The sequence below is a fragment of the Nonomuraea sp. NPDC005730 genome (assembly GCF_040630865.1).
GTDB lineage: Bacteria > Actinomycetota > Actinomycetes > Streptosporangiales > Streptosporangiaceae > Nonomuraea.
Genome location: NZ_JBEXYK010000023.1, coordinates 48,142 through 71,843, shown reverse-complemented (window position 1 = coordinate 71,843; position 23,702 = coordinate 48,142). Strand labels below are relative to the sequence as shown.

Annotated in this window: 21 protein-coding genes; 10 read left to right on the top strand and 11 right to left on the bottom strand. The window is 73.8% G+C overall.

Features of this window, described 5'->3' with window-relative positions:
• Positions 1–83: 83 nt before the first annotated feature.
• Positions 84–1,250: an acyl-CoA dehydrogenase family protein gene (locus ABZ444_RS25540; RefSeq protein WP_358001562.1), complete on the top strand. Its 1,167-nt coding sequence runs from the start codon at positions 84–86 to the stop codon at positions 1,248–1,250.
• Between the two features lie 104 nt (positions 1,251–1,354).
• On the opposite strand, the gene ABZ444_RS25535 is transcribed toward ABZ444_RS25540, so the two are convergent.
• From ABZ444_RS25535 to ABZ444_RS25500, 8 genes are all read right to left on the bottom strand, one after another.
• On the bottom strand, positions 1,355–2,047 hold the full coding sequence (locus tag ABZ444_RS25535; RefSeq protein ID WP_358001559.1) for a GntR family transcriptional regulator: 693 nt from the start codon (positions 2,045–2,047) through the stop codon (positions 1,355–1,357).
• 283 nt (positions 2,048–2,330) lie between these two features.
• Positions 2,331–3,191: a 3,4-dihydroxyphenylacetate 2,3-dioxygenase gene (gene hpaD, locus ABZ444_RS25530; protein ID WP_357976934.1), complete on the bottom strand. Its 861-nt coding sequence runs from the start codon at positions 3,189–3,191 to the stop codon at positions 2,331–2,333.
• Entirely contained in the window at positions 3,191–4,627 is a 1,437-nt protein-coding gene (locus ABZ444_RS25525; RefSeq protein ID WP_358001556.1) for an aldehyde dehydrogenase family protein, read from the bottom strand. The genes hpaD and ABZ444_RS25525 overlap by 1 nt, the downstream gene beginning before the upstream one ends.
• Positions 4,624–6,111, bottom strand: coding sequence for a GMC family oxidoreductase N-terminal domain-containing protein (locus ABZ444_RS25520; protein ID WP_358001553.1), 1,488 nt, complete (start codon positions 6,109–6,111; stop codon positions 4,624–4,626). The genes ABZ444_RS25525 and ABZ444_RS25520 overlap by 4 nt, the downstream gene beginning before the upstream one ends.
• Complete coding sequence (locus ABZ444_RS25515) at positions 6,098–6,784, bottom strand: ATP-binding cassette domain-containing protein (RefSeq protein WP_358001550.1); 687 nt, start codon at positions 6,782–6,784, stop codon at positions 6,098–6,100. The genes ABZ444_RS25520 and ABZ444_RS25515 overlap by 14 nt, the downstream gene beginning before the upstream one ends.
• Complete coding sequence (locus ABZ444_RS25510; RefSeq protein WP_358001547.1) at positions 6,781–7,470, bottom strand: ATP-binding cassette domain-containing protein; 690 nt, start codon at positions 7,468–7,470, stop codon at positions 6,781–6,783. Before ABZ444_RS25510 ends, ABZ444_RS25515 begins: the two co-directional genes overlap by 4 nt.
• A complete protein-coding gene (locus tag ABZ444_RS25505) occupies positions 7,467–9,353 on the bottom strand; it encodes an ABC transporter permease (protein WP_358001544.1) in 1,887 nt (628 codons plus the stop codon). Before ABZ444_RS25505 ends, ABZ444_RS25510 begins: the two co-directional genes overlap by 4 nt.
• Positions 9,353–10,612, bottom strand: a complete 1,260-nt coding sequence (locus ABZ444_RS25500; protein ID WP_358001541.1) for an ABC transporter substrate-binding protein — start codon at positions 10,610–10,612, stop codon at positions 9,353–9,355. Before ABZ444_RS25500 ends, ABZ444_RS25505 begins: the two co-directional genes overlap by 1 nt.
• Positions 10,613–10,889: 277 nt before the next feature.
• Between ABZ444_RS25500 and hpaE the strand changes: the two genes are divergently transcribed.
• Together hpaE and ABZ444_RS25490 are read left to right on the top strand one after the other, a co-directional pair.
• The gene (gene hpaE / locus ABZ444_RS25495; protein WP_358001538.1) at positions 10,890–12,356 is read left to right on the top strand and encodes a 5-carboxymethyl-2-hydroxymuconate semialdehyde dehydrogenase; all 1,467 of its coding nucleotides are present in this window, start codon (positions 10,890–10,892) and stop codon (positions 12,354–12,356) included.
• Between the two features lie 74 nt (positions 12,357–12,430).
• On the top strand, positions 12,431–13,525 hold the full coding sequence (locus tag ABZ444_RS25490; protein WP_358001535.1) for a glycerophosphodiester phosphodiesterase: 1,095 nt from the start codon (positions 12,431–12,433) through the stop codon (positions 13,523–13,525).
• A gap of 70 nt (positions 13,526–13,595) precedes the next feature.
• Here the strand turns inward: ABZ444_RS25490 and ABZ444_RS25485 are convergent, their stop codons facing one another.
• Positions 13,596–14,435, bottom strand: coding sequence for a DUF1206 domain-containing protein (locus ABZ444_RS25485; RefSeq protein WP_358001532.1), 840 nt, complete (start codon positions 14,433–14,435; stop codon positions 13,596–13,598).
• Positions 14,436–14,502: 67 nt separating this feature from the next.
• On the bottom strand, positions 14,503–15,291 hold the full coding sequence (locus tag ABZ444_RS25480; protein WP_357976965.1) for an SDR family NAD(P)-dependent oxidoreductase: 789 nt from the start codon (positions 15,289–15,291) through the stop codon (positions 14,503–14,505).
• 66 nt (positions 15,292–15,357) lie between these two features.
• Between ABZ444_RS25480 and ABZ444_RS25475 the strand changes: the two genes are divergently transcribed.
• A complete protein-coding gene (locus tag ABZ444_RS25475) occupies positions 15,358–16,128 on the top strand; it encodes a MoaF C-terminal domain-containing protein (RefSeq protein WP_357976968.1) in 771 nt (256 codons plus the stop codon).
• A gap of 12 nt (positions 16,129–16,140) precedes the next feature.
• Complete coding sequence (locus ABZ444_RS25470) at positions 16,141–16,533, top strand: nuclear transport factor 2 family protein (protein ID WP_358001529.1); 393 nt, start codon at positions 16,141–16,143, stop codon at positions 16,531–16,533.
• Between the two features lie 41 nt (positions 16,534–16,574).
• Here ABZ444_RS25470 and ABZ444_RS25465 read toward each other — a convergent pair whose 3' ends face one another.
• A complete protein-coding gene (locus ABZ444_RS25465; protein ID WP_358001526.1) occupies positions 16,575–17,510 on the bottom strand; it encodes a TIGR03619 family F420-dependent LLM class oxidoreductase in 936 nt (311 codons plus the stop codon).
• A 96-nt stretch (positions 17,511–17,606) separates the two neighbouring features.
• On the opposite strand from ABZ444_RS25465, the gene ABZ444_RS25460 reads away from it, so the two are divergent.
• From ABZ444_RS25460 to ABZ444_RS25440, 5 genes are read left to right on the top strand one after another with little or no spacing between them, the layout of a single operon-like run.
• On the top strand, positions 17,607–18,800 hold the full coding sequence (locus tag ABZ444_RS25460) for an ABC transporter substrate-binding protein (protein WP_358001523.1): 1,194 nt from the start codon (positions 17,607–17,609) through the stop codon (positions 18,798–18,800).
• On the top strand, positions 18,800–19,657 hold the full coding sequence (locus ABZ444_RS25455) for a branched-chain amino acid ABC transporter permease (protein WP_358001520.1): 858 nt from the start codon (positions 18,800–18,802) through the stop codon (positions 19,655–19,657). Before ABZ444_RS25460 ends, ABZ444_RS25455 begins: the two co-directional genes overlap by 1 nt.
• Positions 19,644–21,398 carry an ATP-binding cassette domain-containing protein gene (locus ABZ444_RS25450; RefSeq protein ID WP_358001517.1) on the top strand — a complete coding sequence of 585 codons (1,755 nt, stop codon included), beginning with the start codon at positions 19,644–19,646 and terminating at the stop codon, positions 21,396–21,398. Before ABZ444_RS25455 ends, ABZ444_RS25450 begins: the two co-directional genes overlap by 14 nt.
• Positions 21,395–22,105: an ABC transporter ATP-binding protein gene (locus ABZ444_RS25445; protein ID WP_358001514.1), complete on the top strand. Its 711-nt coding sequence runs from the start codon at positions 21,395–21,397 to the stop codon at positions 22,103–22,105. The genes ABZ444_RS25450 and ABZ444_RS25445 overlap by 4 nt, the downstream gene beginning before the upstream one ends.
• A complete protein-coding gene (locus ABZ444_RS25440; protein ID WP_358001511.1) occupies positions 22,102–23,670 on the top strand; it encodes an amidohydrolase family protein in 1,569 nt (522 codons plus the stop codon). The genes ABZ444_RS25445 and ABZ444_RS25440 overlap by 4 nt, the downstream gene beginning before the upstream one ends.
• Positions 23,671–23,702 lie beyond the last annotated feature (32 nt).

Here is a 23,702-nt window from a genome sequence, read left to right as displayed (position 1 = left end):
CCCGGCGGAGGGTGGACAACCGGGCGAGGACGTGATCTGACGGAGTAAGGACCGCCGACGATCACGAACAGGAGCACCGGGACATGAGCGACAAGCCGCGACTGCACTCAGCCGGCCCCACCCACCTGGACCGCGCCCGCGACCTGCGCCCGCTGATCGAGGGCGAGGCGGCCGAGGCCGAGGCGCTGGGCAGGCTGACCGAGCCCGTCGTGGCCGCCCTGCACGAGGCCGGGCTGTTCGGCATCTGGCTGCCCGCCGCGCTGGGCGGCTCGGAGTTGTCACCGTCGGAGCTGCTGGCCCTCTTCGAGGAGCTGACCTACGCCGACGCCTCGACCGGCTGGGTGGTCATGGCCACCACCCTGGAGAACGGCACGGCGGGCGCCTACCTGGGCGACGACGCCGTCGAGCACATCTTCGGCGGCCCCCGCACGCCGCTGTTCGCGGGCCAGGGCACCAGGCCGGGCACCGCCGTGCGCGAGGACGGCGGCTTCCGGCTGACCGGCCGATGGAGCTTCGCCTCGGCCATGCCGCACGCCCAGTACGTGCACAGCCTGGGCGTCGTGGAGGGCACCGGCGAGGAGCGCATCTTCATCACCCCGGTCGAGGACGCCGAGCTGCTCGGCAACTGGGACGTCCTGGGCCTGCGCGCCACCGGCAGCGTCGACTACGCCATCGACGGCGCCTTCGTGCCGGAGTCGCGCACGCACCTGTTCGCCCAGCGGGAGCCCCTGCGCGGGGGCGCGATCTACCGGCTCGGCCTGCTGGACCAGGCGCTGATCTGCCACTCCGGCTGGGCGCTCGGCCTCGGCCGCCGCCTGCTGGACGAGCTGGGCCGGCACGTCGCGGCCCGCGCCGGACGTCCGGGTCAGCTCGCCGTCAGCGACGCCTTCCACACCGGCTTCGCCCGCGCCGAGGCGGCCCTGCGGGCGGCGCGCGCCCTGGTCCGCGAGACGTGGGAGGACGCCGAACGCACCCTGGACGCGGGCGGCCCGCTGTCCACCCGCCAGGAGACGATGGTACGGCTCGCGCTCAACCACGCCACCTCGACGCTCACCGAGGTGGCCGGGTTCGCCTACGCCTCGGGCGGCACGACGGCGCTGCGCGACGGCGTGCTCCAGCGCCTGTTCCGGGACGCGCACGCCGGCGCCCAGCACATCACCTCGGGCCCGCAGGCGCTGCGGGAGTGCGGGCGCGAGCTGGCGGGGCTGGCCCGGGGCGAGGAATGGACGCTCTTCAGCCTGGAGCCCTGACCCGAAGCCCTGACCCGAAGCCCCGCCCCGAAGCCCTGCCCGCCCCGCCCTGCCCCGTCCCGAGGCCAGGAGCCCCGCCGCAGGACGTCGGGGCTGCCCGGAGGTCAGTGCTGCCGGGAGACCTGGGCGGTGTGCAGGGCGTCCGCGGTGGCGATCTTGTGGTTGCGGGCCGCCTGCTCGATCACCTCGGCCTCGGCGTCGCCCTCGATCAGGGTCAGCAGGTGGTCGTGCTCCTCCACCGACTTGCGCGCCCGCCCCGGCACGTACGTGAAGCTGGAGCGGCGCATGTGGTCGAGCCGCGCCCACTCCGACTCCAGCAGGGCGTTGAGGTGCTCGTCAGGGCAGTGGCGGTAGAGCGAGAAGTGGAACTCGCGGTTGAGCGCGGTGAAGGAGGTGGGGTCGAACTCCTCCAGCGCCTCCTTCATCCGCTCGTTGATCTCGCGCGACTCCTGGATCTTGGCCGTGTCCATGTGCGGCGCGCAGATGGCCGTGGCGTAGCCCTCCAGCCGGGCCAGCACGTTGAGGGTGTGCTCGACCTGCACCGAGTCGAAGACGGCGACCCGGGCGCCGATGTTGCGCACGACCTCGACCAGCCCGTCGGACTGCAGCCTGCGCACGGCCTCGCGCAGCGGGATCGTGCTGACGCCGGTCTCCCGGGCGAGCTGGTCCATGACCAGCCGGTAGCCGGGGCCGTACGTGCCGTCGAGGATGCGGGCCCGCAGCAGGTCGTAGCTGATCTCGGCCTTGGAGCCCTTGGGCCGCTTGGCCTGGGCCGGTTTTCTCGTGCTGCTCACCATCACCTCTGCAGGACCTTCATGATGGCGTCGCGGAAGCCCGCGCCCGCCGGCGCTTCGACGCGACCGCCCGGAGCCCTCACCGGCTCCGCCCCCGGAGTCACCTCGACGATACGCTGGACGCCCGCTGTCATCCCCTCATCTTGCCCGACCACGAGCACGGGCGGCGCCTGGTCCCCCGCGCGGACGGCGGGTCCGCGCGGGGTTCCGGAGGGGCGAGGGCCGGGCCACCGGGAGAACAGCCCCGCCATCCAGAACCTCCGTCTGTCCTATTTCACATATGATTTCAGATCTTATCGTACGCGGGAACGGGGAAGTCCACGACCACCTGCCCGGTTCCCGTCGAGCCGAAGTACGGGCACAACTGCTCACCCCGCCCCTTGTACGACCGCCACCCCAGCAGCCCGAACAACATCGCCGTGTCCGCCATCGCGCCCTCCCCCGCGCAGCGCACGTTGTAGTCGGGCAACATGTCCAGGAACTCGCCGATGCGCCCTTCGGCCCACATGTCCAGCACGGCCATGTCGATCTTCCGGTTGAGCGGGCTGCTGACCTCGTTGAGCAGCGACTCGGCGGTCTCGTTCGAGGGGAAGGCGTGCGAGAGCGAGCCGCTGGCCAGGAAGGCGACCCGGCGGTCGCTCTGCTGGATGCCGCGCAGCAGCGCCTCGCCGATGCGCCGGTTCTCGTCGATCGAGGAGTAGATGTTGCAGCCGATCGGCAACACCCGCACGGCGGAGTCCTCGTTCATGAAGTGCATCGGCACCAGCGTCGCGTACTCCAGGCCCAGGTCGCGGTAGGTGTGCACGAGCGCCTTCTGCCCGCCGGCGGCGATCTCGGCGCGGATCAGCTCGGCCAGCTCGGGGTCGCCCGGGTAGTCGTAGTCCAGGTCGTGGATGAAGTGCGGCAGCTCGTGGCTGGCGTAGGAGTCGCGGTGGCGCTCCTTGCCGTTGAGGTGGAAGCCGATGCTGTTCATCCAGTGGGTGTCGGCGATCAGGTACGTGTCCACCCCCAGCTCCCGCGCCCGCCTGCCGACCTCGGTCAGGGCCAGCTCGGCGGGCCGGCGGATGCCGAAGTGCCGGCCCGGCTGGATCGACAGCCAGATCGACGGCACATGCGTGATCTTGGCTGCCAGGACGAGCTCTCCCATCACACCCTCCCCAGGTGCGTCCAGACACCCTTGACCTCGGTGTAGGCGTCGATGGCGTACGGGCCCATCTCCCTCCCCCACCCGCTGGCCTTGTAGCCGCCCCACGTGGTGGCGGCGTCGGGCACATGGATCATGTTGATGAACACGGCTCCCGCCCGGATCCGGGCGGCCAGGCGGTGGGCGGTCGACAGGTCGTTGGTCCAGATGGAGGCGGCCAGGCCGTACTCCAGTCCGTTGGCGCGGCCGACGATCTCGTCGGGGTCGTCGTAGGCCAGCACGGGGATGACGGGCCCGAACACCTCCTCGCGGGCCACGGCCATGGTGTCGGTCACCTCGGCGAACACGGTCGGGCGGTAGAAGAAGCCGGGGCCGTCGGCGCGCCTGCCGCCGGTGACGAGTTGGGCGCCATCGTACAGCGCGCTGCGGACGTGGGCGTCCACGGCCATCAGGTGGTCCTCGCTGATCAGCGGGCCGAGGTCGGTGGCCGGGTCGAGGCCGGGTCCGACCTTGAGCGCGTCGGCCGCGGCGGCCATCTTCGAGGTGAACTCGTCGACGCGCTTGCGGTCGACGTAGAAGCGCGAGTACGCGGCGCAGACCTGGCCGCTGTTGAACAGCGCGCCCTGGACGTTGCCCGCCACCGCGGCGTCGATGTCGGCGTCGGCCGCGATGATGCTCGGGGTCTTGCCGCCGAGCTCCAGCGTCAGGCGCTTGAGGTTGCCCGCGCTGGCGTGCACGAGCGAGCGGCCGACCGACGTCGAGCCGGTGAAGGAGATCTTGTCCACGCCCGCGTGCCCGGCCAGCGCCGCGCCGGTCTCCGGGCCGCCGGTCAGCAGGTTCACCACGCCGGGCGGGAAACCGGCCAGCGCCATCAGCTCCACCAGCCGGGCCGTGGTCAGCGGGGTCTGCTCGGCGGGCTTGACGATCACCGTGTTGCCGCAGGCCAGGGCGGGGGCGAGCTTCCAGGCGGCGATCATCAGCGGGAAGTTCCACGGGGTGATGAGCGCGCACACGCCGACCGGCTCGCGCCGGGTGTAGTGCAGGGTGTCGGGGTACGAGACGGGCAACACCGAGCCCTCGATTTTCGTACACCATCCCGCGAAATATCGGAAATGCTCGGCGGTGCCGGGGACTGTCACGTTCCGCGCCACCGCCAGCGGCTGGCCGTTGTCCCTGGTCTCCAGCTCGGCCAGCTCGTCGGCGTGCTCCTCCACCAGGTCGGCCACCTTCCACAGCAGCCTCGCGCGGGCGGCTGCGGGCAGCTCGGCCCAGGCCGGGTCGTCCAGCGCGGCCCGGGCCGCCGCCACCGCCCGGTCCACGTCGGCGGGGCCCGCCTCGGCGCACTTGGTGATCACGGTGGCCTCGGCCGGGTCCAGCGTGGCGAACGTCGCGCCGTCCGCGGCCGGGCCCCAGGCGCCGCCGATGTACAGGCCGGTCATGAGCCGATCTCCTCTCGCACCATGTCCGCGCACCGCTCGCCGATCATGATGGCGGGCGCGTTCGTGTTCCCTGACGTGACGGCGGGCATCACCGAGGCGTCGGCGACGCGCAGCCCGTCGATGCCGTGGACTCTGAGCCGCTGGTCCACGACGGTTCCCATGGCGCAGGTCCCGACCTGATGGTGGTAGGTCACCAAGGTCCTCTCTATGTGCTCGGACAGTTCACGGTCGCCGGGGTAGAGCTCCGCGCCCGCCCATTCCCGCAGGGCGGGGGCGTGGGCCAGCTCCCGGCACAGCTCGACGGCCGCGCGCATGCACGCGCGGTCGGCGGCCGCCTCCAGGTAGGCGGGGTCGATGTGCAGCGGGGCGTCGGGGTCGGCCGAGGTCAGCGCCAGGTGGCCCCTGCTCTCCGGCCGGACGATCCCGGCCATGAGCGTGAAGGCGTCCGGCGGGCCGGTCATGCCCTCGTCGTACAGGGGGACGTGGAAGAACAGCGGCTGCACGTCGGGGCCGGGCAGGCCGGGGCGGCTGCGCCAGAAGAGCTGGCTGTGCATCGGCTGCAGGCCGGGCATCGCGGGCGGCACGGGCCGGCGGGCGGCCACGATCACCGGGACGAGCGCGTGGTCGTGCAGGTTGCGTCCGACACCGGGCAGGTCCTCCACCGCTTTGATGCCGTGCCGGCGCAGCTCGGCCGCGTCGCCGAGGCCGCTCAGCAGGAGCAGGCGCGGCGACTCGACGGTCCCGGCGCTGACCACGACCTGGCGGGCGGCCCCGACCCGGTGCAGGCGGCCGTCCTGGCGGTACTCCACGCCCACGCACCGCCGCCCGCGCAGGAGCAGCCGGCGGGCGCGGGCCCCGGTGCGGATCTCCAGGACGGGCCGGTCGCAGCGCGGGCGCAGGTAGGCGTCGGCCGTGCTGTGCCTGCGGCCGTGCCGGATCGTGAGCTGGCAGAACCCGGCGCCGTCGGGACGCTCGCCGTTGCAGTCGGGGTTGAACGGCAGGCCCTGCTCCACGGCGGCGGCCACGATCGCCGCGTTGACCTGGTGCGGCGCGTAGTCGGCGATCACCCGTACGGGGCCGCCGACGCCGTGGTAGTCGCCGGGCCCGCGATCGAAGTCCTCCAGCCGCTTGAAGTACGGCAACACCTCGGGGTACGACCAGCCGGGCCCCCAGGCGTCGTAGTCGGCCGGCGCGCCCCTGACGAAGATCATGCCGTTGAGCGAGGACGAGCCGCCCAGCACCTTCCCGCGCGGCCAGTGCGGACGCCGCCCGCCCAGCCGCCGCTGCGGCGCCACCCGGTAGTCGTAGTCCTCGGGGCCGCCCCACAGCCGGAACACCCCGCCGGGGTCGTGGATGTCGGGGTTGACGTCGGGGCCGCCCGCCTCCAGCAGCAGCACGCGCAGCGCCTGGTCGTCGGCCAGCCGGCGGGCTACCGCGGCGCCCGCCGAGCCCGCGCCGACCACGACGACGTCAAAGGTCTCCATCGCCCGCTCCCAGATAGGCCGAACGCAGCCGGCCGCGCAGCTCGTCCGGCGTGCCGCGCAGGACGATCCGGCCCCGGTCCAGCACGTGCACGCGGGTGGCCAGCTCCAGGGCGAGCCGGGTGTACTGCTCGATGAGCAGCACCCCGGCGCCGGCCTCGGCCAGCGCGGCCAGGGCGGGGACGAGCCTGGACACCACGGCGGGGGCCAGGCCGAAGGACAGCTCGTCCACCAGCAGGTAGCGCGGCCCGCCGGTGACGGCCTGGGCCAGGGCGAGCATCTGCTGCTGGCCGCCGGACAGCGTGCCGGCCCGCCGGTCGAGCAGCCCGGCCAGCTCCGGGAAGGCGGCCAGGGCCGGTCCGGGGTCGGGCCCGGCCACGCGCAGGTTGTCGGCCACGCTCAGCGAGCGCAGCACCCGGTGGCCCTCGGGGACGGCGGCCACGCCCAGCGCCCGGACGCGTTCGGGGCGCAGCCCGGTCAGCTCGTCGCCGTCGGCGGTGACCGCGCCCGCCTCGACCGGCAGCAGCCCGGCCACGGCGAGCACGAGCGTGCTCTTGCCCGCGCCGTTCGCGCCGAGCAGCGCGGTGATCTCGCCGGGCGGCACGTCGAGCGGCACGTCGTGCAGCACCTCGCGCCCGCCCCTGCGCACGCGCAGGTCGCGCACCTCCAGGCTCACGGCGCCTCCCCCAGGTAGGCGGCGCGCACCCGCTCGTCGGCCAGCACCGCCGCGGTCGGGCCGGCGGCGACCAGGCGGCCGAAGTCCAGCACGGCCGTGGTCGCGCAGACCGCGCCGACCAGGGCCACGTCGTGCTCGATGAGCACCACGAGCGCTCCGAACTTGTCCGGCACGGCCGTCACCACCTCGGCCAGCGACCGCGACTCCGCCTCCGACAGCCCGGCGGCCGGCTCGTCGAGCAGCACGATCCTGGGCGTGCCGACCAGGGCGCGGGCCAGTTCGAGCCGCCGCCGTTCCGGCAGCGTCAGCTCGCCCGCCGGGCGTCCGGGGTCGCTCAGGCCGCAGAAGGCGAGCAGGCCCTCGTCCGGGCCGCCCAGGTGGTCGGCGGCCAGGCGCAGGTTGCCGGCCGCGCTCAGCTCGGCGACCACCTGCTCCTGCTGGAACGTGCGGCGCAGCCCCCACCTGGCCCGCCGGTGCGGCGCGAGCGCCAGCAGGTCGGCGCCCCCGGCCGTGACCCGCCCGGAGACCGGCCGCACGAAGCCGGACAGCACGTTGAACAGGGTGGTCTTGCCCGCGCCGTTGGGCCCGATGAGCCCGCACAGGCCGGCGTCGAAGGTCAGGGCGACGCCGTCCAGCGGGCGCACGCCGCCGAAGCGCACCCGCAGGTCCTCGATCTCCAGCCTCATGCGGGCCGCCGCAGGTCCTCTAGCTGCCCGCCGATGCCGCGGGGCGCGGTGACCAGGGCGTGCACGGTGCCCGCGCCGAAGACGACGAGCATGAGGTTGCCGTCGAGCCCGGCGGCGTCGAGGGCGGCCGGCACGACCTGGCCGACCACGCCGGACAGCACCACGCCGGTCAGCCCGTACGCGCCGCCGACCAGGACGACGGCGAACAGCAGCACCGAGTCCGAGGCCCGGAACGAGATCGGGTCCAGCCGCCCGGTGTTGGCGGCCAGCAGCGCCCCGGCGGTCCCGGTGACGAACGCCGCCAGCGCGAACGCCCACACCTTGTACCTGGTCAGGGCCACGCCGACGGCCAGCGCGCCGGCCTCGCCGCTCCTGATCGCCGCCCACGCCCGGCCCGGCCGGCCGCGCTGGTGCAGCACGACGAGGACGAGCGCGAGCACCGCGCACAGGACGGCGAACCGGAAGAACCCGGCGTCGGAGGACGCCATCGAGGGGCGCGGCATGGCCTGCTGCGTCCCGCTGCCCGCCACCCGGCCGAGGAACCCGGGCCCGCCGTCGGGGAACCCGGTCGCCGAGAACGCCACCTGGAACGCCCCGCCGGCCATGAGCGTCACCAGGGCCAGGTCCACGCCGGACAGGCGCAGCGCGGGCAGCCCGTACACGATGCCGACCAGGCAGGTGACCGCCCCGGCCGCCAGCACGACCAGCGGGAACGGCCACCCGGTGGCGAACGCCAGCCGCAGCGCCACCCAGCCGCCGACGCCGAGCAGCGCCACCTGGCCGAGCGAGACCAGCCCGAGCCGGGCGTACAGCAGGGCGATGCCCGCGGCGGGGATGACGAAGATGACCGCGGAGGTGAGCACCCGCACCCAGTAGCCGTCCACGGCCAGGGGCACGAGCACCGCCAGCGCCGCCGCCCCGGCGGCCAGCCCGAGCACCACGCGCAGGACCGAGCGGGCGTCGCCGGGCGGCAGCGGCCGGGTCCGCGCCGACAGCGCGGGCTCGGCGGGGCGCACCTCGACCGTGCCGCCGCGCCTGGCCCGCGCCCCTGTGCGCTGCAGCCACAGGATCGCCGCGACGGCCACCGCGAACGGCGCCACCGACCGGTACGGCGCGGTCTGCTCCCACGCCCCGCCCAGGGCCTCGGCCAGCCCGATCGCCAGCCCGGCCGCCAGCGTGACCGGCAGCGACCGGAAGCGGCCGACCACGCCCGCCGCCAGCGAGGCGATCACCAGGAAGGTCAGGGTGCCCGCCTCCAGCCGGGTCAGCGAGCCGAGCACCAGCCCGGTCAGCCCGGCCACCGCGCCGCCCGCGGCCCAGGTGACGGTCTCGACCCGCCGGATGGGCACGCCGAGCAGCGCGCTGATCTCGCGGTCGTCGGCCAGCGCGCGCATGGCGGTGCCGAAGCCGGTCCGGCGCAGCAGCACGGCGGTGCCGGCGGTCAGCGCCACGGCCAGCGCCAGCGCGATCGCCTGGGTGAGCGTGACCCGCGCGCCGCCCACGTCGAACCCGGCCGTGTCGGTCGGCAGGGTGAGCGTGCGCGGGTCGTCGCTCCACGTCCAGTAGCACAGTCCGAGCAGCACGAGCGCGAGGCCGAGCGTGCACACCGCCTTGACCAGCGGGTCGCGGGCGGCGACGAGCGGGCCGACCAGGCCGCCGTACAGGCCGGACAGCAGCGCCGACAGCAGCGGCGCGGCCGCCAGCGCGGGCGCGACCGGCCAGCCGTCCTGCAGGAGCTGCCAGGACAGCAGCGCGCCGATCGCGCCGATCGCGCCGTAGGCCAGGTTGAGCACGCCCGTGGCGCGGTAGAGCACGACGATGCCCACGCCCGACAGCGCGTAGACGGCGCCGAGGGCGAGCCCGCTGATGACGAACGGCAGCATCAGCCGGTCAGCCCCAACTGCTTCTCCTCCCGCAGTATCGGCGCGAGGTCGGGGTCCTGGGTGGGCGTGCAGTCCTTGATCTTCGTCCAGCCGCCGCCCTTCATCGTGACGTAGCGGGTGTCGTGGTTGGCGTTGTGGCGGGCGGCGCGGCCGAAGTACCAGGGGGCGCAGAGCAGGTCGCTGCGGAAGCCCTTGATCTGCGACAGGGCCCGGCTCACCGAGGCGCGGTCGATCGTCCCGCCGGTCCTGGTCAGGGTGTCGACGAAGATCTTGGCGGCCAGGAAGCCGCCCTGGGAGAAGGAGTCGCGGGGGGCCTTGTCGTCGGCGTACTCGTCCATGACGCGGCGCCAGAGCTTGTTGTCCGGGGTGCCGGCGTCGAGCATGGTGAACTCGGAGTTGGACACGAAGCCCTCCCAGTAGCTGCCGACCTGGCCGGGGAAGGTGGTGTCGTAGCAGGGCGTCAGGCAGACGAAGGTGACCTTGTCCTTGAGGCCCTGGGCCTGGGCGGCCTTGAGGATGGCGGCGTCGTCGGGGGCGGGGTCCTGGAGGATGATCGCGTCCGGGCGGCCCCGCATGGCCTCGAGCAGCACGGCGGTGGCGTCCTTGACGCCGGGGTCGTGCAGCACGTCGCCGGCCGAGGTCAGGCCCTTGGTCCTGAGGTAGGCGCGCACGCCGTCCTGGGTCCAGTCGCCGACGCCGGGCACCCGGTTGCTGATCTGGGCGACCCTTCTGGCGCCCTTGACCTCGACGGCGTACTGGGCGGCGGCCACGGCGCTGACCCTGGGGCCGGCGTTGACCGGGGCGATGCGCGGCGACTCGAAGCACGCCCTGGGCACGCCGACCGCGAGCACGTCGAACAGCCCGTTCTGCTCCCAGATCGGGCCGGAGACGCCGCAGGCGACGAAGCTGGAGCCGCCGACCAGGGCGACCAGGTCCCGGTTGCCGGCCAGCTTGGTGGCCAGGGCCGAGGCCTTCTGCGGGTTGAGTCCGTCGTCCTCGACCAGGTACTCGACCGGACGGCCGCCGATGCCGCCGCCGGCGTTGACGCAGTCGAAGTACGCCTTGGCCGCCTTGGTGGCCGAGCTGAAGTCGATGCCGCCGCTCGCGGTGACGATCGCGCCCACGGTGATCGGGGTCCCGGTGGCGGGCTTCCCCGTGCCGCAGGCCGTCCTGGCCGCGCCGCCGTCCTGGCCCGTCCCGCAGGCGGAGACCAGCAGCGCGATCGCGGCCCACCACACCAGGCGTCGTGGACATCGCATACGCATCCTCCTCGAAGCGCCGTGCGTCCTGCCCCGATGGACAAATCATGTACGACATCAGATATTTCTGTCCATAGGTTCCCCATGTATCATCGACGATGTCCTATACGATTTGACGGGGTTGCGAGGGGCCTGCCGCTGGGCCTTCCACCTGGGAAATCATCGTGGCGGGGCGGAGGAGGAGTGCCATGAGATGGCGGTCCGGCCGCACGTCCGACAGGGGATCGATCGCGCCCGTGGCCGGGGGGCCGCCGTCCCAGTGCAAGGAGATCGCCCGTTGAACCTGGAGCACTACATCGACGGGGCCCACGTGCCCAGCGTGTCCGGCCAGACGTTCACCTCGCTGGAACCCGCGACCAACCGCCAAGCGCTGACCGTCGCCTCCGGGGACGCCGAGGACGTCGACCTGGCCGTGCGCGCCGCGCACAGGGCGTTCACCGACGGGCCGTGGCCGCGGATGCCGGGCGAGGAGCGGGCGGCGGTGCTGCGCGGGATCGCGGCGGCCATCGAGGCGCGCGACGAGCGCATCGCCGAGCTGGAGTGCGGCGACACCGGGCTGCCGATCACCCAGGCCAAGGGCCAGGCCCGGCGGGCGGCGCACAACTTCCGCTTCTTCGCCGACGTCATCAGCAGCCTGGGCGAGGACGTCTACCGCGTCGGCTCGGCCCAGCTCAACTACGTCGTACGCAAGCCGGTCGGCGTGGCCGGGCTGATCACGCCGTGGAACACGCCGTTCATGCTGGAGACCTGGAAGCTCGCGCCCGCCCTGGCGGCCGGCTGCCCGGTGGTGCTCAAGCCGGCCGAGTGGTCACCGCTCTCGGCCAGCCTGCTGCCGGAGATCATGGAGGAGGGCGGGCTGCCGACCGGCGTGTTCAACCTCGTCCACGGCATCGGCGAGCGGGCCGGGGCGGCGCTGGTGGCCCACCCCGACGTGCCGGTGATCTCCTTCACCGGCGAGACCACCACCGGCCAGACGATCATGCGCGACGCCGCCACCGGTCTCAAGACGTTGTCGATGGAGCTGGGCGGCAAGTCCCCGCTGCTCGTCTTCGACGACGCCGACCTGGACCGGGCGCTCGACGCGGCCGTGTTCGGCGTCTTCTCGCTCAACGGCGAGCGCTGCACGGCCAGCTCGCGGGTGCTCGTCCAGGACACCGTCTACGAGGAGTTCGTGGCCCGGCTCGCCGAGCGCGCCGCGCGGGTGCGCGTCGGGCCGCCGCACGACCTGGCGACCGAGCTGGGCGCGCTCATCCACCCCGAGCACTACGAGCGGGTCCTGTCGTACGTGCGGGCCGGCGTCGCGGAGGGCGCCCGCCTGGTGGCCGGCGGCGGCCGCCCGGACGGCCTGCCCGAGGGCAACTTCCTGGCCGCCACGGTCTTCGCCGACGTGACGCCCGCGATGCGCATCTTCCAGGAGGAGATCTTCGGCCCGGTCGTCTGCGTCACCCCCTTCGCCACCGAGAAGGAGGCCCTGGAGCTGGCCAACGCCACCCGGTACGGCCTGGCCGCCTACGTGTGGACCAGCGACCTGCGCCGCGCCCACCGCCTGGCCCAGTCCGTCGAGGCCGGCATGCTCTGGATCAACTCCCAGAACATCCGCGACCTGCGCACGCCCTTCGGCGGCGTGAAGGCCAGCGGCCTGGGCAGGGAGGGCGGCCGGTACAGCATCGACGTCTACACCGAGGCGCATATCGTGCACGTCGCCACCGAGGACCTGCCGATCCCCCGCTTCGGCCTCGGCTGAACCCGTTCCGCCGCGTCCTGCACTGTGCGCCCAGGCGTAACGTCCGGGCCACCTCGGCGGTCTACCGTGCCCGCATGACGACGCGCAGGTTGTTCGCGAGCGTGCTGGCCGCCCTCCTGGCCGGCGGTACGGTCGCTGTCGTGCTGACCCAGACGCCACCCGCCACGGCCGAGCGCCGCGGCCAGGCACCCGTCGTGATCGGTCACCGGGGCGCCGGCGCCCACCGGCCCGAGCACACGCTGCTGTCCTACGAGGCGGCCATCGCCATGGGCGCCGACTACATCGAGCCCGACCTCGTCTCCACCAAGGACCACGTGCTGGTCGCCCGGCACGAGAACGAGATCTCCGGCACGACCGACGTGGCCGCCCACCCCGAGTTCGCCGATCGGCGCGCCACCAGGACCGTGGACGGCCGGCCGGTCACCGGCTGGTTCACCGAGGACTTCACGCTGGCCGAGCTCAAGACGCTGCGGGCCAAGGAACGCGTGCCCGACCTGCGGCCGGACAACACCGCCTTCGACGGGCTGGCCGAGATCCCCACGTTCGAGGAGGTCGTCCGGCTCGCGCAGCGGCACGGCGTCGGGGTCTATCCCGAGACCAAGCACCCGACGTACTTCGACTCGATCGGCCTGTCGCTGGAGGAGCCGCTGCTGGAGGTGCTGAACCGGTACCACGTGCGCAAGGCGTACATCCAGTCCTTCGAGACGGCGAACCTGCGCGAGCTGCGCGGACGGACGCGGCTGCCGCTCATCCAGCTCATCACCTCGGGCGGCGCGCCCTACGACTGGGTCGCCTCCGGCAGCACGCGCACCTACGACGACATGGTGACCCCCGACGGGCTGCGCGAGGTGGCCCGGTACGCCGCCGGGATCGGCGTGGACACCCGCCGCGTGGTCCCGGTGGACGCCTCGGGCGCGACACTGCCCCCGACCACCCTGGTCCAGGACGCCCACCGCAGGCGGCTGGAGGTGCACGTGTGGACGATCCGCAACGAGAACTCCCAGCTGCCCGCCGACCACCGCAGGGGCAACCCGTCCAGCCCGGCCTACGGGCGGGCCACCGGCGACGTGGCCGGCTGGCTGAGCAGGCTGGTCGAGCTGGGCATCGACGGCGCGTTCTGCGACGACCCGGCGATGGGCCGCGCGGTGGTCACCGGGCGCCCCTCCTGACCGGGGCGCGCACACGAAACGGCGGGCCCCCGTGCCGGGGACCCGCCGCGTGTGCGCCGCTCGGGACGCCTCAGGTACGGCGCCAGCGGGACTCGCCGAAGCAGTAGCCCGCGAACAGCAGCAGCCCGAGGGCCACCAGCGCGAGCAGCCACGGCCCCACCGGCGTGTCGGCGAAGCGCCGCAGGGTGGCGTCGATACCGCCCGCCTTGTCGGGGTCGAAGGTGACCGCCGCGTAGCCGACGAAGACGCCGGCGCCGCCGGTGATCACGCCGCGGGCGATGTAGCCGGCCTGGCCGAGCCGTTCCATCACCTTGCGGGCCTTGGGCGACATGCGGCCGAGGTCGAGCTCGCGCTCGAACTTCTTGGTGATGCCCTCGCGGATCCAGTAGATGCCGAGGGCGACGATGCCGAGCCCGATCAGGCCGACGATGACCTGGCCGCCGGGCAGGTCGAGCAGCTTGCTCGTCAGGTTCTGCGACTGCTTGTCGTCGGACTTGGCCTGACCGGCCAGCAGCACGCTCAGCAGGGTCACGCAGATCAGGACGTACACGCCGGTGCGGAAGGCCGACTGCACGCGGTCACTCGCCTTGCGGTGGCTGAACAGCGCCTCCGACGCCTGCCACAGCGCCAGCCCGGCGAAGCCGACCGTCATGATCCACAGCAGCACCTGGCCGAAGGGCAGTCCGGCGATGGTGGTGATGGCTCCCGACTTGTCGGCCTGGCGGGAGCCGTCGCCGAAGGCGATCTGCAACGCCAGCACTCCGATCAGCGCGTACAGCACGCCGCGGCAGGCCAGTCCGATGCGGGCCAGCGTGGTCATCGCCGGGCTGTCCGCTGCTCTGCGGGCCGCGTTCTTGGCCTCGCGGCCCGCGTCCATGGCTTCGCGGCCCGCGCTCTGTGCGGTGCTCACCGTTCCTCCTGGGGGTTTGCGGAAGAACTCCCCTTTGCCCGGGAAACGGGGTCCTAGGCGTCGCCGATCAGTCGAAGGCGAGGGTGGGCAGGTCAACGGCGGTGGCGCCGCCGTCGGCCACGACCACGCTGCCGGTCATGACGGCGCTGTCCGGTGAGGCGAGGAACAGGCAGATCGCGGCGATCTCGTCGGCGGTGGCCGGGCGGCGCAGCGGCACGTCCTTGGTGACCAGCTCGTACGCCGCGTCGCGGGTGATGCCGTCCCGGCCGACCAGCACGTCCATCTCCTCGTCGGCCATCGGCGTGCGCACCCAGCCGGGACACAGGCAGTTGGCCCGGACGCCCTGGGGCCCGTAGTCGCGGGCGATCGAGCGGGTCAGGCCGATGAGCGCGTGTTTCGTAGTGACATATCCGGATACGGCTGGGCCGGCGGCCAGGCCCGCGATCGACGAAACGACCACGATCGCCCCCTTCGACCGCACCAGCGCCGGCAGCGCCTCCCGGCAGGTCACGAAGCAGGTGTTGAGGTTGGCGTCGAGGCTGAGCCGCCAGGACGCGTCGTCGGTCTCGCCGACCGGCCCGCCCCCGTGGCCGCCCGCGTTGGCCACCACCACGTCGAGCCCGCCGAAGCGGCCCAGGCACGCCTCGACCGCCGCCCGCGCCTGGACGGTGTCGGACATGTCCGCGCAGGCCACGGCCGCCGCGTCGCCGAGGTCCGCGGCCACCTCGGCCAGCGGCCCGGGACGGCGGCCGGTCAGCATGACCGAGGCGCCCTCGGCGGCGAACCTGCGGGCGGTCGCCGCGCCGATGCCGGTGCCCGCCCCGGTGATCAGCGCGACCTTTCCCTTGAGCCTCATCGCCTACTCCTTTACAACGGGAAGCTATATGATTTCATAGACGAATTCGTGGAGGAAGGAGCGGCCATGACCGATCGCCCTGCCGGTTGGAAGAACATGGACGATTTCGCGCCCGGGATCGCCACGAACCGCCTTCCGGCCACGTACGCGCTCGCGGGCACCGAGGTGGACCTCACCTTCGACGACGGCAGCAAGACGTCCCTGGCCTTCGCCGGGCGTTACAAGGTGCACGCCGACGGCGGACCGGCCGAGCCGTACGAGGCCGTGGCCATGCGCGAGGACCTGTTCTACGTCGGCCGCGCGCACGCCGAACGGCCCCGCGAGTACACGGTCACCGTCCTGCACACCAGCACGGGCCGGGCGCTGCGCGTGGTCTCGGTCATCGCGCCCGAGCCGGTGCCGGGGCAGCCGCGGGTGTCGCAGACGTTCACGCCCGGCGTGATCGAGGGCCGGGAGGTCACCGGCGAGCCGCCCGCGCCGACCCGCGAGCTGATCGGCCGCCGGGCCCTGTACCGCTACAGCCCGGAGCACCTCTACGAGCACGTCTACCTCAGCTCCGAGCGCTACGCCTGGCAGTGCCTGGCCGGCGCGCAGCGCGGCCACGGCGACGTCGACCTGGCCGCCGCCTGGAAGATCGCCGACGGCCTGTACGTGTTCACCTTCCGCGAGTTCCGCATCCCGGTCGCGGCCACCTGGCTCTACGACTGGACCGCCCTGCGCACGGTCGGCACCTTCTTCGGCCTGTCGGGCGAGGGCGAGATCCACCACTCCCCCGGCGGCGCGCACATCGAGCCGCTGGGTCAGGTCACCTATCCGGCCGGTGAGGAACCGGTCTGAGGAGAAACACAGATGAGCGACAATCTCGACGCCGTACGCGCCTCCTACGCGGCCTCGGCGGCCGGCGACGTGACCGGCATCGTGTCCCTGCTGGGCCCGGCGGCCCGGTGGACGGAGATGGCCGGCTTCCCGTACGCGGGCACGTACGTGGGGCCGCAGCAGGTGCTGTCGGAGGTGTTCGCCAAGCTGGGCAGCGAGTGGGACGGCTACCAGGCCGAGCCGGAGGAGTTCGTGGACGGCGGCGACGTGGTCGTCGTGATCGGCCACTACAGCGGCACCTACCGCGCCACCGGCAAGTCGATGAAGGTGCGCTTCACCCACGTCTGGCACCTGGCGGACGGCGTGGCCACCAGGTTCGAGCAGTTCACCGACACGGCCCTGGTCCGGGAGGCGCTCGTCCCATGATCCCGTCGCGCGGCCGGATGAGGGCCGGCCGCGCGACGTCCTCAGCCGGTCAGCTCCCCCACGCGCCGCATGACCTCGCGGCAGAACGCGCCCACGCCGTCCGGGTCGTCGATGAACTGCGACGGCTTGATGCAGAACGTGGTGTAGCCCTCGGCCATCCGGGCCGGGATGTGCTCCAGGGCGGGGCCGAGCGGCGCGCAGGAGACGGCGTCGGGGAAGACGGCCCGCGTGCCACCGGCCAGCTCCAGCTCGCCGATGTCACGACCGGCCGCCTTCATGCCGTCGGCCAGCGCCTTCATGTCCTCGGCGGGCGGGTAGCCGAGCGGGTTGAACCCGCTGCCCCAGCGGGTCATCCGGCGCAGCAGCCGGCCGCTCGTCCGCGCGCCGCCGAACCACAGCGCAGGCCCGCTCTCCCGGTACGCCTTCGGCTCGAAGTACACCTCGTCGAACCGGTAGTGCCGGCCGTGGTAGGTGACCGGCGAGTCCCGCCAGAGCAGCTCCCAGATCTCCAGGTGCTCGTCGAGGAGCTCACCGCGCCGCTCGAAGGGCACGCCGAGCGCGGCGTACTCGTCGCGGCTCCAGCTCACGGTGGGCAGCACGACGAGCCGGCCCTGCGACAGCAGGTCGAGCGTGCCGAGCTCGCGGGCCAGCGCCAGTGGGTGGCGCAGCGGGGCGAGCACCGCGGCGGCGGCCAGGCGCAGCCGGGTGGTGACCGAGGCGACGGCCGCCAGCAGGCCCAGCGAGTACGGCCACGGCGTGAACGGGTCCTGGTTGCCGGGCAGCGCGTACTCGCGGGGGTTGGCCATGCGGCCCCGGGCGCCGGCGTCGGGGCCGAGCACCAGGTGTTCGCTGACCATGACCGAGTCGAACCCGGCGTCCTCGGCCTCACGCGCCCACCGGACCAGCACCGGCAGGTCGCGGGCCGAGGTCATCGTCCAGTTCTCGGACAGCACGAGTTGCATGCGCGGTTGCTTCATCTTGCATTCATACCCGAACGATCTTAAGCAAGCTAGCTCTTGAACCAACTCGTTTGGCCCCTTACGATCCCTCCAAAATCCGCAGAGAGGTCGCCCATGATCCCCATGAGGGCACTCGCCGTCCCGCTCGCCGCCCTGCTCCTGGTCGCCGGGTGCGGCCTGTCCGACGACCCGCCGGCCGCCTCGTCCGGCGCCGCCGGCGACGTCATCAAGGTGGGCGGCGTCAGCTCGCTGAGCGGCGCGGTCACCTTCCCCGACTCCTCGGCCGCCGCCAAGGCCGTCTTCGACCGGGTCAACGAGCAGGGCGGCGTCAACGGCCACAAGATCGAGTACGTCAGCGCCGACGACAAGGGCGATCCGGCCGCCGCCGCCCAGGCCGCCAGGGACGTCGTCACCAACCAGGGCGTGGTGGCGCTGGTCGGCTCGGCCAGCCTGCTCGACTGCGCCGTGAACGCCCCCTTCTACCAGCAGTCGCGGATCGTCTCCGTCCAGGGCACCGGCGTCGACCCGACCTGCTTCGAGTCCCCGGCGATCTCCCCGGTCAACACCGGCCCGTACCTCAACATGGCGATCAACCTCTACTACGCCTCCGAGGTGCTCAAACGGGACAAGGTCTGCATGTTCCTGGCGATCCTCGGCAACACCAACGACGCCTACGGCGGGGCCGTGAAGAGCTGGACCGCGCTCACCGGCAAGAAGCTCACCCTGGACGACCGGACGGTCAAGCCGGACTCCGACCCGACGCCGTTCGTGCTGCGGGCCCGGCGGGAGGGCTGCCAGGCGGTCCTGTACAACGGCACCGAGCCGATGGCAATCTCCTGGATGAAGGTCGTCAAGCAGCAGGGCGTCAGCGGGATCGACTGGCTGATGACCACCGCCCCCTACACCGAGGCCGTCGCCAAGGCCCTGGGCGCCGACGGCGACGGCATGTACGCCAACGCCGAGTTCGAGCCGTTCACCGAGGCCGACTCGCCCGCGCTGAAGGACTGGCGCACGCTCATGACCTCGAAGAACGTGCCGCTGACCTCCTTCGGGCAGGGCGGCTACCTGGCGGCCACGTACTTCGTGGACACGCTGAAGACGATCAAGGGACCGATCACCCGGGAGTCGGTGACGGCGGCGTTCCAGGCGCTCAAGCCCGTCCAGACCCCGCTGACCGGCACCCCGTACGAGTTCGGGCAGGCCCCCAGGCACTTCTCCAACCGGGCCGGCAAGATCGTCCAGCTCAGGGGCGGCGCGTGGCACGTGGTCACCCGCGAGTGGGTGCGCTACCCGGGGACCCTCGGCTGATGTTCCAGGGCCTGGTCTCGGGGCTGGCCGCGGGCGGCACGTTCGCCGCCCTCGGCCTCCTGCTCACCGCCATGTACCGGCTGACCGCGACGGTGAACCTGGCCGTCGCGGCGACCGGCGTGGCCGGGGTGTACGTGATGGCCGCGCTCACCGGGGCGGGGTGGCCGTACTGGGCGGCGGCCCTGGCCGGGGTGACGGCGGGGGCGCTGGTGTCGGCCGGGTGCGGGTTCGTGATGACGCGCTGGTTCGCCGAGAGCGGGCCGCAGACCCGTACCGCGGTGTCGATCGCGCAGCTCATCGGGATCATCGCGCTGGCCTACATCGCCTTCGGCGACGAGCCGCGGGTGCTGCCGAACCCGGCCGCGGGCCGCGTCGCCACGCTGGCCGGCGTCGTGGTGACACAGGGCGCGGTCGTGCTGCTCGCTTTGGCCGTGGTGATCGGCGCGGGCACCTGGCTGCTGCTCACCCGGACACCGCTGGGCCTGCGCCTGCGCGCCATGGCCGAGCGGCCGGTGACCACGGAGCTGCTGGGCATCGGCACCCGGGCGCTCACCGTGACCGTGTGGGCCCTGGCCGGCGCGCTGTCGTCGCTGGTGCTGCTGGTGGTGGCGCCCGTACGGTCGAGCGACATCCTGTCGCTGAGCATGCTCATCGTGCCCGCCTGCGCGGCGGCGCTGCTCGGCGGGCTGCGGCGGCTGGCCGGGACGCTGGCCGGCGGCCTGGCGCTCGGGCTGCTCGAAGGGGTGCTCGCGGGGTCGGCGGTGGTGCAGCAGTACCGGGACGTGGTGCCGTTCGCGGCCATCCTGCTGATCCTCCTGTGGAGCCGGCGCCGGGAGGTGTGGGATGCGTCCCGCTGACCGGCCGGTGGTGCGGTGGGCGGTCGCGGGCGTCCTGATGGCGGCGGCGGCCTACGGGCCGGCCGCCGGGCTGCCGGCGTACTGGGTGTTCCTGGCGATGTCGGCGGTCATCTCCGGGGTGCTGCTGCAGAGCCTCGGCGTGGTGGCCGGGCAGGCCGGGATGGTGTCGCTGTGCCAGATGGCCTTCGCCGCCATCGGCGCCTGGACCACCGCCCAGCTCAACGTCTGGGGCGTCCCCGGCGGCCTGTACGTCTGGCTGCCCCTCGCGGGCCTGGCCGCCGTGCCGTTCGGGCTGCTCATCGGCCTGCCTGCGCTGCGGCTGCGCGGCGTGCACCTGGCGATCGTCACGCTGGGCTTCGCCGCGACCGTGGACGTCGTGATGGCCGCCAACTCCTTCCCCGGCGTCAGCCAGGGCGTGGTGGTGGGCCGTCCGGCGGGGCTGACCTCCGACCGCCAGTTCTTCCTGTTCTGCTGCGGCGTCTTCGCGCTGGTGGCGGTGGCGCTGGCGGTGGTGCGGCGGACCCGGCTCGGGGCGTCGTGGCGGGCGCTCAAGGAGTCCGAACGGGCCACGGCGGCGGCCGGGACCAGCGTGCCGGGGGCCAAGCTGAGCGCCTTCGCGGTGAGCGCCTTCATCGCGGGCGTGTCGGGGGCGCTGCTGGCCGGGCAGCTCGCCATGGTGGTCTCGCGCAACTTCGACCCGGGGCAGTCGCTGGTCGCCTACGCGGTGGCCGTGATGGCGGGCGCCCACCACGCGGAGGGCGCGCTCATCGGCGGGGCGCTGGGCGTGCTGGTGAGCGAGCTGCTGCGGCGGTTCGGCGTGCCGCAGCAGTGGGCGAACGTCGTGTTCGCGGTGGGCGCGGTGCAGGCGATGACGCAGGGCTCGGGCATGAGCGACGGTCTGCGCGCCGCCGTGCGCGCCCGCCGCTCCCGCCGCTCCCGCCGCTCCCACCGGGCCGGCGCCGGGCCGGGCGTGCCCGCCGCGGCCGGGCCCGAGCTGCCCGCGCCCGGTCCGGCCGGACGGCCGCCGGCGTTGCGGATCGAGGGCGTCAGCGTACGGTACGGCCAGGTCGTGGCCGTGGACGGCGTCGGCCTCACCGTGCTCGCCGGCGAGGTGCACGGGCTGGTCGGCCCGAACGGCGCCGGCAAGTCGTCCCTGGTCGACGCGATCAGCGGGTTCGTGCCCGCCGGCGGCGGCCTGGTCGAGGTCGGCGGCGTGGCCGTCGCCGGCGCCCGGGGCGGCACGGCGGTCCACCGGCGCGCCAGGGCCGGGCTGCGCCGCACGTTCCAGCAGGACCGGGTGCCGGTGGGCCTGTCGGTGCGCGAGTACCTGCGCTTCGCCGCGCGCCGCTCCCTCAGCGACGCCGAGCTGGCGGAGGGCCTGGCCGGGCTGGTGGCGGCGGCGCCCGGCGACCCGATCGCCGCGCTCGACGTGGGCAGCAGGCGGCTGCTGGAGGTGGCCGGGACGCTGCTGGCCCGCCCCGCGGTCGCGGTGCTGGACGAGCCCGCCGCCGGCCTCGGCCACGCCGAGAGCGAACGGCTGGGCGCCTGGCTGCGGCGGGTGCCCGCCCGGTACGGCGCCGCCGTCCTGCTCATCGAGCACGACCTGGACCTGGTCAGGGCGGCGTGCACGGGCGTGACCGTGCTGGACTTCGGCCGCGTCATCGCCCAGGGCCCGCCCGCCGAGGTGTTCGCCGAGCCCGGCGTCCTGCGGGCCTACCTGGGCCAGGAGCCCGCCGCGTGAGCGGGCGGACGGGAGGCGAGCCCATGGACCTCGTGCTGCGGGACGTGACCGTTGCCAGGGGCGGCCAGCCGGTGGTCAGGGACGTGACGCTGACCGCCGCGCGCGGGCAGGTCACCGTGCTGCTCGGCCCGAACGGCGCGGGCAAGACCACGCTGCTCGAAGCCGTCTCGGGCGTGCTGCCCGCCGCCGGGGGCGAGATCGTCCTCGGCGGGACCACGCTGACCGGCCGGCCGCGCACCCACCGGGCCCGGCACGGCCTGGCACACGTGGAGCAGGGCCGCGCCGTGTTCGCCACGCTCACCACGCGGGAGAACCTGGACCTGGCCGGCGACCCCCGGCGCGCGCTGGAGCTGTTCCCCGAGCTGGAGCGGCGGCTGGACGTGCGGGCCGGGCTGCTGTCCGGCGGCGAGCAGCAGATGCTGGTCCTGGCCAGGGCCATCGGGACCGGTCCCGTGGCGCTGCTGCTCGACGAGATGTCGCTCGGCCTGGCCCCGGGCGTCGTGCGCCGGCTGCTGCCGGTGATCCGGCGGCTGGCCGACGAGGGCTGCGCGGTGCTGCTGGTCGAGCAGTTCGCGCACGCGGCCCTGGCCCTGGCCGACAGCGCGTACGTGCTGGCCCACGGCGCGATCACCTACGGCGGCGACCCCGCGCCGCTGCGCGAGTCGGATGCCGCGCTCAGGCGCGCCTATTTGGGAGCTGATTCATGACGAACGCGGATCTTCTGCTGGTCAACGGGCGGGTGCTCACCATGGACCCGGCGCGGCCGTACGCGACGGGCGTGGCGGTGCGCGACGGCGTGATCGCGCACGTCGGCGACGCCGCCGGCTGGAGCGCGGCCGAAGTGGTGGACCTGCGGGGCCGCGTCCTGCTGCCCGGGATCAACGACTCCCACCTGCACGCCTGCGGCTACGGCCTGACCCGCCCGCCGTTCTGCGTGGACGTGGCGGTGGGGTCGATCGCCGAGGTGCGGGAGCGGGTCGCCGCCGCGGTACGCGCCGCCGGCCCCGGCGAGTGGGTGCGCGGGATCGGCTGGAACCCCGGCCGGCTGGCCGAGGGCCGCCCGCCGTCGAGGACGGACCTGGACGACGTCGCCCCCCACCATCCCGTCCTGCTCCAGGACTTCTCCGGCCACACGACGTGGGCGAACTCCGCCGCGCTGCGCCTGGCCGGGCTGCCCGACGACGGCGACGGCCTGCTGCACCACGGGGACCAGGGCCTGGTCCAGCGCCTGGTGCCGCCACCGGCGGGTGGCCTGCGGCGGGTGCTGCGCGAGGTGGTGGCCGAGCTGAACCGGGCCGGGATCACCAGCTTCACCGAGCCGGGCCTCGGGCCGGGCGGCGGGGAGGCGTTCGCGGGCGGCATGGGGCCGGGGGTGCTGGGCGCGTACGCGGAGCTGGCGCGGGCCGGTGAACTGACCGCGCGGGTGAGCGTGCTGGGCCTGCCGAGCCCGATGTCGGGCGCCTCGGTCGCCGACACCGCCGCCTACCTCGACCGCCTGCCGGGCGACCTGGACGGCGTGGACGAGCGGCTGGTCCGGCTGCTGGGCGTGAAGGTGTTCGCCGACGGGATCCCGCCGTCGGAGACGGCCTGGATGCGGGAGGCGTACCCGTCGGGCGGGCACGGCTCGCTGTGCACGCACGGCGGCACGGACGCCGAGCGGGTCGCCGAGCTGGACGAGATCCTGCGCCTGGTGCACGTGGCCGGCCTGCAGGCGGGCGTGCACGTGGTGGGCAGCCGGGGCGTGGACGCCGTCGTGGACGCGCTGGCCGCCATCTCCCGCGAGCACCCGAGGGCCGACCCCCGCCACTACGTGATCCACGGCCAGTTCGCCTCGAAGCAGGCGCTGGCCACGCTCGGCGAGCTGGGCTACGGGATCAACCTCCAGCCGGTGCTGCAGCGCGTCGAGTCGGGCACCACGCGCGAGCTGTTCGGCGCGCGGGCGGCCGAGCAGGAGTGGCCGGCCCGCTCGGCGATCGACGCGGGCGTGCTGACCGCGTGCAGCTCCGACGCGCCGGTGACCGCGCCGGACTGGCGGGCGGGCGTGGCCGCGCTGGTCGCCCGCGACGGCGAGGGGGTCTCGCTCACCGAGGCCCTGGCCACCTATACGATCGCCGGAGCGCGGCAGGACTTCGCCGAGGGCTGGAAGGGCACGCTCACCCCGGGCAAGGTCGCCGACCTGTGCGTCAGCGCGGCGACGGCGGACGAGGACGTCGTGGCCGCGCCGGTGGACCTGACGGTCTTCGGCGGCCGGGTCGTTTGGTCCCGTTCGTGAGCGGCGAACGTGAAGATTGTTAGGTACCGAAT

Coding starts and splice junctions, on each gene's coding strand:
- ABZ444_RS25470 (WP_358001529.1), top strand. CDS start 16,141: ATGAGCGACAATCTCGACGCCGTACGCGCCTCCTACGCGGCCTCGGCG.
- hpaD (WP_357976934.1), bottom strand. CDS start 3,191: ATGGGAGAGCTCGTCCTGGCAGCCAAGATCACGCATGTGCCGTCGATC.
- ABZ444_RS25475 (WP_357976968.1), top strand. CDS start 15,358: ATGACCGATCGCCCTGCCGGTTGGAAGAACATGGACGATTTCGCGCCC.
- ABZ444_RS25500 (WP_358001541.1), bottom strand. CDS start 10,612: ATGCGATGTCCACGACGCCTGGTGTGGTGGGCCGCGATCGCGCTGCTG.
- ABZ444_RS25455 (WP_358001520.1), top strand. CDS start 18,800: ATGTTCCAGGGCCTGGTCTCGGGGCTGGCCGCGGGCGGCACGTTCGCC.
- ABZ444_RS25535 (WP_358001559.1), bottom strand. CDS start 2,047: ATGGTGAGCAGCACGAGAAAACCGGCCCAGGCCAAGCGGCCCAAGGGC.
- ABZ444_RS25460 (WP_358001523.1), top strand. CDS start 17,607: ATGATCCCCATGAGGGCACTCGCCGTCCCGCTCGCCGCCCTGCTCCTG.
- ABZ444_RS25505 (WP_358001544.1), bottom strand. CDS start 9,353: ATGCTGCCGTTCGTCATCAGCGGGCTCGCCCTCGGCGCCGTCTACGCG.
- ABZ444_RS25450 (WP_358001517.1), top strand. CDS start 19,644: ATGCGTCCCGCTGACCGGCCGGTGGTGCGGTGGGCGGTCGCGGGCGTC.
- ABZ444_RS25440 (WP_358001511.1), top strand. CDS start 22,102: ATGACGAACGCGGATCTTCTGCTGGTCAACGGGCGGGTGCTCACCATG.
- ABZ444_RS25490 (WP_358001535.1), top strand. CDS start 12,431: ATGACGACGCGCAGGTTGTTCGCGAGCGTGCTGGCCGCCCTCCTGGCC.
- ABZ444_RS25540 (WP_358001562.1), top strand. CDS start 84: ATGAGCGACAAGCCGCGACTGCACTCAGCCGGCCCCACCCACCTGGAC.
- ABZ444_RS25520 (WP_358001553.1), bottom strand. CDS start 6,111: ATGGAGACCTTTGACGTCGTCGTGGTCGGCGCGGGCTCGGCGGGCGCC.
- ABZ444_RS25465 (WP_358001526.1), bottom strand. CDS start 17,510: ATGAAGCAACCGCGCATGCAACTCGTGCTGTCCGAGAACTGGACGATG.
- ABZ444_RS25480 (WP_357976965.1), bottom strand. CDS start 15,291: ATGAGGCTCAAGGGAAAGGTCGCGCTGATCACCGGGGCGGGCACCGGC.
- ABZ444_RS25525 (WP_358001556.1), bottom strand. CDS start 4,627: ATGACCGGCCTGTACATCGGCGGCGCCTGGGGCCCGGCCGCGGACGGC.
- ABZ444_RS25510 (WP_358001547.1), bottom strand. CDS start 7,470: ATGAGGCTGGAGATCGAGGACCTGCGGGTGCGCTTCGGCGGCGTGCGC.